Raw genomic sequence first — 10,714 nt, 5'->3', positions numbered from 1 at the left:
ACGCAAAACGCTTGCAGCGCTCATAGGTCTCAGCCCACGTGAAGCTGCGCCCCTCATAGACCGTGCTGACATGATCGGGATAGACGGCGGCGCTGCGCGCGAGGAAGCTCAACGGGCTCAGCGGCACGTAGTTGGCGGGGGTCTTGTCGAGGCCGATATCGTACTGGTTTAGCTGCTCACTCATCGACGCCCTCCTTAAACCGCGCCTCAAAGGAATCCGATCGAGATCCAGGGGAAGATCGCGACGATGATCAATCCCACCAGCAGTGCCAGCAGATAGCCCCAGATCGGCCGAATGCCCTCGGCCGGATCGACGCGTCCGATGGCGCAGGCGGCATAATAGCCGACGCCGAAGGGCGGGGCGAATAATCCGATGCCCATGGCGAGAATGATCACCATGGCGTAGTGCACCTCGTGCACGCCGACGGCCCGGGCGATCGGAAACAGCAGCGGCCCGAACAGCACGATCGCCGGGATGCCCTCCAGCACGCTGCCGAGGATGGTGAAGGCCAGGATCGAGACGGCGATGAAGGTCGCCGCTCCCCCGGGCAGTCCGGTCATGGCTGCAGCCAGCGAGCGCGAGAAGCCTGATTGCGTCAGGCCCCAGGCCATGCCGGTCGCGGTGCCGATGATCAGGAGGATGGCGCCCGAAAGCGCCGCAGTCTCGACCAGCATCGGGAACAGCCGCTGCCAGTCGAACCGGCGGTAAACGAGGAGGCCAACCAGCGCGCCATAGACGATGCCGATGGTGGAGACCTCGGTCGCGGTCGCGATGCCCTCGACCACGGCGTACCGGATCACGAAGGGCAGTGCGAGCGCGGGCAGGGCGACGACGAAGGTCTTGCCAATCTCACCACCCGTGGCCCGGCGGACGTGGCTCATGTCCTCGTGGCGGTAGCGCCACCATACCAGCATGCACAGCGTGATCGCGAGCACGACGCCGGGCAGGAGGCCGCCGGTGAACAGCGCCGCGATCGAGACGCCCGTCACCGATCCGATCGTGATCAGCACCAGGCTCGGCGGAATGGTCTCGGTCTGGGCGCCCGTGGCCGCCAGCAGCGCGACGAGATCGCCGGGCTTGGCGCCGCGCTGTTTCATCTCCGGAAACAGCACGGGCGCGACGGCCGCCATGTCGGCGGCCTTGGCGCCGGAAATGCCGGAGACCAGATACATCGCGCCGACCAGCACGTAATGCAGGCCGCCGCGGACATGGCCGAGCAGGCTGGCCAGGAACGCCACCATGGCCCGCGCCATGCCGGTCATCTCGATCAGGAGCCCCAGGAACACGAACAGCGGCACCGAGAGCAGGATGAGGTGGCTCATGCCCTCGTCCATCCGCCCGACCAGCACCATGACGGGCGTCCGCGTGGTGAGCGCGAGATAGCCGAAGATCGCGAGGCCAAAGCCGAACGCAATGGGAACGCCGGCAAAGACGCAGAAGCCGGCGACGCCGACGAAGAAGATGACGAGGTTGAGATTGCCGAGCGGCCGCAGCAACGGCTCCGCCAGCCAGAACAGGCCGACCAGGACGGCAACCGATAGTACCGCGGATGCAACCATCCGGTAATCGGCCGCGCGCAGCAGCCGCAGCAAGGCAAAGGCGGCCATCAAGGCAATGCCGGCCGGCAGCGCGGCAGCGCGCCACATATTCGAGATCTGCAGCGCCGGCGTCGTGATGTAGCTTTCCTCGTAGGCATAATCGCCGGACGGCCAGATGATCAGCGCCAGGAACGCCAGCGCCGCGGAGGTCGCGACCAGATCGAGATAGGCCCGCATCGCCGGACCGGCACTCGCGACGATCGCGGTCATGCGCATGTGCTCGGAGCGGCGGAACGCAACCGCCGCGCCCAGCATGGCAAGCCACAGGAACAGGATCGAAGCGAGCTCGTCCGACCAGATCAGCGGACGGTGCAGACCGTAGCGCGCGACCACGCCGGCAAACAGGATCACGATCTCGGCGACGACAAGGATCGCCGCCGGGATTTCGACGACGAGACCGAGCACGCGCTCGATCGAAGTCAGCAGCGAAAGTCGGCGAGGGGACTGAACAGCCGCCTCGCCCGCCACCTCGATCACCTCGATCTCGGCATGAGCCATCCTGATACGAACCTCGGCGGCCCCGACGCGCTACGACAGCTTGCCGACGGCCTTTTCCAGGAGATCCCAGGCCTGGTCGCCATATTTGCCCTTCCATTCCGCATAGAAGCCCGCAGACCGCAGCTTGTCGCGGAACGGCGCCACGGTCGGCTGATTGAAGGTCAGGCCCTTGGTCGCGAGCTCCTGCTGCAGGTTGGCATTGAGCTTGGCGGTATCGGCGCGCTCGTTGACCGCGGCGGCGTTGATGTTCTTGGCGACGATGGTGCGCACGTCCTGGGGCAGCTTTTCCCAGGCTCTGCGGTTGGCCAGGAACCAGAAGCCGTCCCACATGTGGTTGGTCAGCGAGCAGTACTTTTGTACCTCGTAGAGCTTGGCGGTCGAGATGATCGCCAGCGGGTTCTCCTGGCCTTCGACGATCTTGGTCTGGAGCGCCGAATAGACCTCGCTGAAATTGATCGAGGCGGGCGCCGCATCGAACGCCTTGAACATCGAGGTCCACAGCGGCGACACCGGCACGCGGATCTTTAAGCCCTTGAGGTCGTCAGGACCGGTGATCGGCTTGCTCGACGATGTGGTCTGGCGGAAGCCGTTGTCCCAGATCTTGTCCATGACCTCGAGGCCGGCCTTCTTGATCTCGCCGCGGACATGGGCGCCGAGATCGCCGTCCATGGCCTTCCAGACCGTGTCGTAGTCCGGGAACGCGAAGCCGATGCCGTTGATGGACGCGGCCGGCACCAGGGTCGACAGGATCAGGCCGGACAGCGTGAAGAACTCGACGCCGCCGGAGCGGATCTGGCTCAGCATGTCGGTGTCGGACCCGAGCTGGTTGTTCGGGAAGATCTGGAGATCGAACTTGCCGTTCGTCTCGCTCTTGATCGCCGCAGCCATCTCTTTGGCGCGGACGTTCAGCGGATGGGTGTCGGGCAGGTTGTTGGCGTATTTGTAGGTGAACTCGGCGCTCTGCGCGCGGGCCACATGGGGCGCACCGATGCCGCCCAGGACCGCGGTCGCGGCGGAGGCCTTGAGAAGCGTGCGTCGGGAAAAGCTCATGGGTCTGCTTCCTCGGAAGGTTTGTTGTTGTTCTGAGATGCAAACCTATACGGACGGAAGGTCAGAAGGTCATCTGCGATCTCGCGAGGCCTCGCTTATTGCAGCCGGACAAGGTCACGGCAATATCGGCTTTCGGAGACATCGAGCCGATTCAAAATCTGAAAAACAACCCCATGCACAGTAGCCCGCAAGAGCCGAGGTGATGGTCGAGGCGCAGACCGAAATGGGGCCCGGGCGAAGGTGCGATGACAGGAATTCCGTCTAAATAACTGATCTCATTGTATATAAAGATATTCCATAATATACCTTATGCGAATCACGGATTGGGCGGTCACGGGGCGGCCAGCCGATCGGATCTGCTTGCTTCGAAGGACCTGTGACCACTGCACTGCCCCGGCACAGCCGCGTCATGCGACTCGCAGGCATGGAAGTTCTGACGGCTGCCGCAAGCATGTCAGTCCGCTGAAAGCGATCGCAGCCAGGCCAGTCTGGAGATCGCTCGCTCCGCAAGTTGCTGTAGAGTTTCGAGCTGGGCCGCATCGCTCGACCGCTCGGCGCCATCGAGGTAACCGTCGACGAGGGCCTCGGCGACCTCCAGTGGGTCTTTTCGCTCCATGGCTGCCGGAAAGCTCCCAAGGCCCGTGGCGGCGTCGGCCATCTCGATCGTCTGTTGGCGGATGTCCCGGGTCCGGGCCGCGGCTGGCCCTTTCAGGCGTTGTTCCATTTCGCCGAGCTGCGCAACCAGGCGCAGCTCGAGCTGTCGCGCATCGATTTGCCGCAGCGGCATATCCGACGCGTCGGCGCTGCTCCGTTCGTGCTCGTGATGATAGGCACGGCGCCTCTCCTTCCGCAGCGTGGCAACGTGGCCGAGTTCTTCCCTTGCCATCGCCTCGGACGCCTTCTTGATTTCGGGATCATGCGAGTAGGCAGCCAGATAGGACCAGAAGGCGAAGGCGCGTTCCTCGTTGCGGACCGCCATGGCGAGCGCGCGGTATGGCGTCATCAAACGCGATGTCTTCACCTCGGCGGCAGCTTCCGGGGCGAGGGTTTCCGGCGCCTCCCAGCGTACCAGGGCGGGATCTGGCGTCTTGCCGCGACGTGATTGCGACCACCGCGTGACGCTGTCGACGTGCTCGCGCTCGGCGGCGGCGAGTTTGGTGAACACGTCCGCGAGATCATGCTTACCCTGCCCGCGCATATCTTCAGTAAGAGCATCATACCTATTAGCTGCCTCCTGCTCCATTGCATGCGCTAGCGCAAAGAGTTCGTCGAGAGACTCCAATACACCGGCAGGCTCAGCACTAAGCAATGAAGTGCGTAGGAATGACATACCAAGGACTCCAAATGCAGATTTCTGATCTGATTCCGCGCGAACACAAATCTCACCAGCGGGGTTGACAGAGTCAGTCGCACGCGATGAGTGTTGCACGTCAGCGGCGACAAATCATCGACGAAGAATGTCAGGCACGCGCGACCTAATTGGTTGCTCAGATCGCATTTGAATCGACATGTTGAAGCGACCGGATGACGATACCGCCTTCGTAAGGCGTGCAGCACTCGCGCTCGCCGGCTTGCTGCTGTTGTGTCTGACATATATTTCACCTGCCTGCGCCGGTGACTTACCGACATACCTGCCAAAAATCGCACCTGCGGATTTCTTCCCGGGAGCTGATCGCTTCGGCCCGCCTCAGGGTGATCCGCCGATCGTGCCGGTCTATCGCGGCGACCAGCTCGAGGGCTTTGTTTTCCTCAACTCCGATTTCGCGAATTCGGTCGGTTACTCCGGCAAAGCGATTCATCTGCTTGCCGGCATCGACCCGAAGGGTGTGATCACCGGCATCAAGCTGGTCGATCACAAGGAGCCGATCGTGCTGGTCGGCATTCCGGAAGCCCGCATCGTCGCCGCCGTGAACTCCCTGATCGGCAAGGACATGAAGCCTGTCGCAAGTGGTGCCGAGAAGCCACCGCAGGTCGACATCGTGAGCGGCGCGACCGTCACCGTATTGGTGATGGGCGACAGTATCGTTCGCGCGGCATCCAAGCTCATCCGTAGCGGTCGCGTCGGTGGCGGCGACGGCGCTGCGGCTTCGGCAGCCCTCCCCCCTGTCGTCAAGACGCTCGATCTCCAACACAGCGAAGTGCGCGACTGGGAGAGCCTCGCCGGCGACGGCTCGATACGCCGGCTTCATCTTGGCATCGGCGACATCAACGAAGCCTTTGCAAAGTCGGGCAGCGCGGCGGCGGCGCAGTACCCCGAACCGGGTGACGCCAGCGACACCTTCATCGACCTCTACGTGGCGCTCGTGACCGCGCCCACGATCGGCCGCAGCCTGCTCGGCGACGACGGCTATCAGCGGCTGAAGGAGAGCCTCAAGCCCGGGCAGCAGGCGATCGTCGTCGCCGGCAACGGTCCCTACTCCTTCAAGGGTTCGGCCTACGTCCGCGGCGGCATCTTCGATCGCATCGAGATCCTTCAGGAAGGCAACAGCACACGCTTCCGCGATCGCAACCATACCAGGCTTGGAGCACTGGACGCTGTTGGCGCGCCCGAGTTCAGGGAAATTGGCCTGTTCGTCACCCCTCCCGAGTTCACCCTGGACCCGACGCAGCCGTGGCAGATTCAGCTGCTGGTGCAGCGGAGCCTCGGCGGCCGCGACAAGGCATTCCTGACCTTCGATCTCGGCTACGCCCTGCCCGACGGCTACATACGGCGCGAGCAGCGAACCGTGACGGTGCCGGAGAACGCTGCGCCTCCGGCCTCGCATGCAAAAGCTTCGGCCACTCCACCCGCCGAGGCAGACGAGCCTCTTTGGGTGCGGATCTGGCAATCGAGCACGGTTTCGATCGGCATCACCGCGTTCATGCTGGCCGCCCTCACCGGCATCTTCTTCTTCCAGAATCTGCTTGTGCGCCGACCGGTGCTATATACTTGGGTGCGGCGAGGCTATCTCGCCTTCGTTCTGGTCTGGCTCGGCTGGTACGCAAACGCGCAGCTTTCCGTCGTCAACGTCGTCACCTTTACCAATGCGCTGGTGACTGGCTTCCGTTGGGAATTCTTCCTCGCCGCTCCGCTGATCTTCATTCTGTGGGCCGCGACGGCCGGCGGGCTTCTGTTCTGGGGACGAGGCCCGTTCTGCGGCTGGCTGTGTCCCTTTGGCGCGCTTCAGGAGCTCACCAACACGGCCGCGAAATGGCTGAAGGTGCCGCAGATCACGGTGCCGTGGGGACTCCACGAACGGCTGTGGCCGATCAAGTACATCATATTCCTCGGCCTGTTCGGCCTGTCGCTCTATTCGGTCGACATGGCCGAGCGGTTTGCCGAGGTCGAACCGTTCAAGACCGCGATCATCCTGAAGTTCTCGCGAAGCTGGCCGTTCGTGGCCTACGCAGGCGCCCTTCTCGTCATCGGCCTCTTCATCGAGCGCTTCTTCTGCCGCTACCTCTGCCCGCTCGGCGCCGCACTCGCGATCCCCGGCCGCATCAGGACGTTTGAATGGCTGCGCCGTTGGGAAGAATGCGGCTCGCCTTGTCAGCGGTGCTCCAAGGAATGCCCGGTGCAGTCGATCCATCCCGAGGGTCACATCAACGTCAATGAGTGCATCTACTGCATGCACTGCCAGGAACTCTATTACGACGATCACCGCTGCCCGCACATGATCCAGGTGCGGCTCAAGCGCGAGAAGTTCGCGGCCATGTCTTCGCCCGCAATGCGCTCAGGCGGCAAGGGTCCCGCGACCGTCATCACGGCCGGTGGCAAGCCTGTCGGCGCGTCACCCGCCATCTCTCCACCACCTAACTGAACCGAAAGCCGAGGAGGCAATCATGAGCGAGAACAAACAGGCAAAGGGCGTCAGCCGACGAACAGTCCTGGGAACGACGGCCGCCGCGGCGGGCGTGGGCCTTGCCGGCGGAGTCGCGATCAAGGACGGCGGCTTCGTCTCGTCTGCGGACGCGCAGACCAAGAATGCCGCTCCGAAGGCGCCCGCGGCCCGGCCGGCCGTGCAGAAGACCGAGGTCGCGCCGGGAGAGCTCGACGAATATTACGTGTTCTTCTCCAGCGGCCAGTCCGGCGAGATGCGGATCATCGGCCTTCCGTCGATGCGCGAGCTGATGCGCGTCCCGGTCTTCAACCGCTGCAGCGCGACCGGCTGGGGCCAGACCAATGAAAGCATCAAGGTCTTGACCGAAGGCATGCAGCCCGCGACCCGCGAATTCCTCAAGAACCGCGGCGGTACGTTCTTGAACGGCGACCTCCACCACCCGCATATTTCCTTCACGGACGGCACCTATGACGGTCGCTATGCCTTCATGAACGACAAGGCCAATAGCCGCGTCGCGCGCATGCGGCTCGACATCATGAAGTGCGACAAGATCATCGAATTGCCGAACCAGCACACGGTGCACGGCCTGCGCCTGCAGAAATATCCGCGCACGGGCTATGTCTTCGCCAACGGCGAGGACGCCGTGCCGCTGCCAAACGACGGCAAGGTCCTCGACGATCCCAAGCAGTATCACTCCATCTTCAGTGCGATCGACGGCGACACGATGAAGGTGGCCTGGCAGGTGATCGTCAGCGGCAACCTCGACAATGTCGATGCCGACTACCAGGGCAAATACTGCTTCGCGACCTGCTACAACGGTGAGGAAGGCGTCACTCTGGCGGAGATGACCGCCAGCGAACAGGACTGGGTCGTCATCTTCAACATCAAGCGGATCGAAGAGGCCGTGAAGAAGGGCGACTTCAAGGAAATGAACGGCGTGCCCGTGATCGACGGACGCAAGGGCTCGGCCTACACCCGCTACGTGCCGGTCTCGAACAATCCGCACGGCATGAACACCGCACCCGACGGCATCCACATCGTGGCAGCCGGAAAGCTTTCACCCACCGTGACTGTGATGGACGTCCGCAAATTCGACGATCTGTTCGACGACAAGATCAAGCCGCGCGACGTCGTGGTCGCAGAGCCCGAACTGGGCCTCGGCCCGTTGCACACCGCCTATGACGGCAAGGGCAACGCCTACACCACGCTGTTCCTCGACAGCCAGGTCTGCAAGTGGAGCATCGATCTCGCCAAGCGGGCCTTCCAGGGTGAGAAGGTCAATCCCATCCTTCAGAAGCTCGACGTGCATTATCAGCCGGGTCACAACCACACGTCCATGGGCCAGACCAAGGAGGCGGATGGCAAATGGCTCATCTCGCTGAACAAGTTCTCAAAGGACCGCTTCCTGAACGTCGGGCCTCTCAAGCCCGAGAACGATCAGCTGATCGACATTTCGGGCGACCAGATGAAGCTGGTGCATGACGGCCCGAGCTTCGCCGAGCCGCATGACGCGACGATCGTGCACCGGTCCAAGATCAACCCGATCTCGATCTATGACCGCGCGGATCCGATGTTTGCGGATGCGGTCAAGCAGGCCAAGGCGGACGGCATCAATCTGGAAGCGGATTCGAAGGTCATACGCGATGGCAACAAGGTGCGCGTGTACATGACGTCGACCGCGCCGGCCTATGGACTCGAGCAGTTCCAGATCAAGCAAGGCGACGAGGTCACCGTCTTCATCACCAATATCGATGCGGTCGAAGACCTGACGCACGGCTTCTGTATCGTCAACTACGGCATCAACATGGAAATCGGGCCGATGGCCACCTCGTCGGTGACCTTCACCGCCGACAAGCCCGGCGTCTATTGGTACTACTGCTCCTGGTTCTGCCACGCCATGCACATGGAGATGAAAGGCCGGATGTTCGTCGAACCCAAGTCGGTTTGAAGGCGGTCTGATCGGAGCGACCTCGTGGGTCCATTGCTACGCATGTTTCCGGCGGCGCTGGTCGCCGCCGGATTGTCTGGCTTCGCCGATGCGGAGACGTTGACGGCTGTGCCCGGGCAGCCGCTGCAATCGGTGCTGGATGTCGCGCGCGCTGGCGACGTCATCGAGCTCGCTCCCGGGGAATATCACGGTTCGATCCGCATCGAACGCCCCCTCGAGCTGGTTGGGAGTCGAGGCGCGGTGCTGGACGGCGACGGCGCCGACAACGTCATCACCGTCAGCGCACCCGACGTCACCGTCCGTGGCGTGACCATCCGGGCGTCCGGCCGCGATCTGCAGGCGATGAATTCGGGGATCTTCCTGCAGAAGACGGCCGAGCGTGCCAAGATCGAGGGCAACCGGCTGGTGGGAAACCTGTTCGGCGTCTACGTGCATGGCGCCCGGGGCTCGCGGGTCGTCCGCAACGAGATCGAGGGACTGCGCGGCGGGCGCCTCAGCGAGGCCGGCAACGGCATTTCCATCTGGAATGCGCCCGACGTCACCATCGCGGATAACACGTTTCGCTACGGCCGCGACGGCATCTTCTCGATCTCCAGCAGCAAGGACCGCTTCGTCAACAATCGCTTCGAGCAGGTTCGCTTCGCAGTCCACTACATGTACACCAACGACAGCGAAATCAGCGGCAACGTTTCGATCGGCAACCATGTCGGTTACGCCATCATGTATTCGAACCGCCTGGTGATCCGCGGCAACTCCTCCGATCACGATCGCGACTATGGATTTCTCTTCAACTACGCGAACTATGCCCAGATCGAGGACAACCGGGTCACGGGCGGCCCGCTGAACTCGAGGCTGCAGAGCGCGCAAGACAGCGCCGACGACGAGCGAGGCATGCTTCCGCAACAGAAGCGGGAGAGCACTCTCAGGTCCGGCCCGGAGAAATGCGTGTTCATCTACAACACCAATCACAACAAATTCCGCAACAACTGGTTCGAGCGCTGCGCCATCGGCGTGCACTTCACGGCCGGCTCCGAAGGCAACGAAATCACGGGCAACGCCTTCGTCAGCAATGCCAACCAGGTCAAATATGTCGGCACCCGCCACCTCGACTGGTCGATCGGGGGTCGCGGCAACTACTGGAGCGACAATCCGGCATTCGACCTGAACGGGGACGGAATCGCCGACACGGCGTACCGGCCGAATGATCTCATCGATCGCGTGCTGTGGACCGCGCCCGCCGCGAAGGTCCTGATCAACAGCCCCGCCGTCCAGGTGATCCGCTGGGCGCAGGCACAGTTTCCCGCATTGCTCCCGGGCGGCGTAGTCGACAGCCGTCCGCTGGTGTCGCCGCCGCAGCGCGCTGCGCAGAAGGAAGCGCGATGACCCGCACGGTCCGCATCAGCGACGTCACCAAAACGTTCGGCCAGGTCAAGGCCGTGCGCGATGCTTCGTTCACGCTTGATCAAGGCGAGCTGGTCGCCTTGATCGGCCACAATGGCGCCGGCAAGACCACGCTCATGAAGCTCATGCTCGGGTTGATCCGGCCGACCAGCGGCTCGATCGAGGTTCTCGGAGACAATCCCGCCGCCGGCGAATTCGCAGGCCGCCGACAGCTCGGCTACTTGCCGGAAAACGTCTCCTTCGACCCTGCCCTGACCGGCCGCGAGACGCAGGCCTTCTACGCTCGGCTGAAGCGAGAGCCGGTTGCCAAGGCGCTGGAGCTGCTCGACGCCGTCGGACTGGGAGCCGCCAGCCGCCGCCGGGTCAACACCTATTCGAAGGGCATGCGTCAACGGCT

7 protein-coding genes and 1 pseudogene are annotated in these 10,714 nt (G+C 63.2%); 4 read left to right on the top strand and 4 right to left on the bottom strand.

All coding sequences use genetic code 11. The annotated features are described in order from the left end of the window. From MOV75_RS14360 to MOV75_RS14345, 4 genes and pseudogenes are all read right to left on the bottom strand, one after another. Positions 1 to 184 (bottom strand): annotated as a pseudogene (locus MOV75_RS14360) (acyl-CoA synthetase); the annotation flags it as partial. A 23-nt stretch (positions 185 to 207) separates the two neighbouring features. Further along, positions 208 to 2,097 (bottom strand): TRAP transporter large permease subunit, encoded by a 1,890-nt coding sequence (locus MOV75_RS14355; RefSeq protein WP_246920759.1) that lies wholly within the window; start codon positions 2,095 to 2,097, stop codon positions 208 to 210. Between the two features lie 30 nt (positions 2,098 to 2,127). Then, positions 2,128 to 3,147 (bottom strand): TRAP transporter substrate-binding protein, encoded by a 1,020-nt coding sequence (locus MOV75_RS14350; RefSeq protein WP_246920757.1) that lies wholly within the window; start codon positions 3,145 to 3,147, stop codon positions 2,128 to 2,130. A gap of 454 nt (positions 3,148 to 3,601) precedes the next feature. Continuing rightward, positions 3,602 to 4,477 carry a ferritin family protein gene (locus tag MOV75_RS14345; protein ID WP_246920755.1) on the bottom strand — a complete coding sequence of 292 codons (876 nt, stop codon included), beginning with the start codon at positions 4,475 to 4,477 and terminating at the stop codon, positions 3,602 to 3,604. Positions 4,478 to 4,655: 178 nt separating this feature from the next. Between MOV75_RS14345 and MOV75_RS14340 the strand changes: the two genes are divergently transcribed. The 4 genes from MOV75_RS14340 to MOV75_RS14325 form a co-directional block, all read left to right on the top strand. Then, complete coding sequence (locus MOV75_RS14340) at positions 4,656 to 6,947, top strand: NosR/NirI family protein (RefSeq protein ID WP_246920753.1); 2,292 nt, start codon at positions 4,656 to 4,658, stop codon at positions 6,945 to 6,947. A gap of 22 nt (positions 6,948 to 6,969) precedes the next feature. Further along, on the top strand, positions 6,970 to 8,916 hold the full coding sequence (gene nosZ, locus MOV75_RS14335) for a TAT-dependent nitrous-oxide reductase (protein WP_247006033.1): 1,947 nt from the start codon (positions 6,970 to 6,972) through the stop codon (positions 8,914 to 8,916). 24 nt (positions 8,917 to 8,940) lie between these two features. After that, complete coding sequence (locus MOV75_RS14330; protein WP_246920748.1) at positions 8,941 to 10,299, top strand: nitrous oxide reductase family maturation protein NosD; 1,359 nt, start codon at positions 8,941 to 8,943, stop codon at positions 10,297 to 10,299. Beyond that, on the top strand, positions 10,296 to 10,714 hold a 419-nt coding region (locus tag MOV75_RS14325; RefSeq protein ID WP_247006032.1), incomplete at its 3' end, for an ATP-binding cassette domain-containing protein. The genes MOV75_RS14330 and MOV75_RS14325, both read left to right, overlap by 4 nt.

The sequence above is a fragment of the Bradyrhizobium sp. PRIMUS42 genome (genome assembly GCF_023006515.1).
Lineage (GTDB): Bacteria > Pseudomonadota > Alphaproteobacteria > Rhizobiales > Xanthobacteraceae > Bradyrhizobium.
This window is presented reverse-complemented; position numbering and strand designations above follow the sequence as displayed.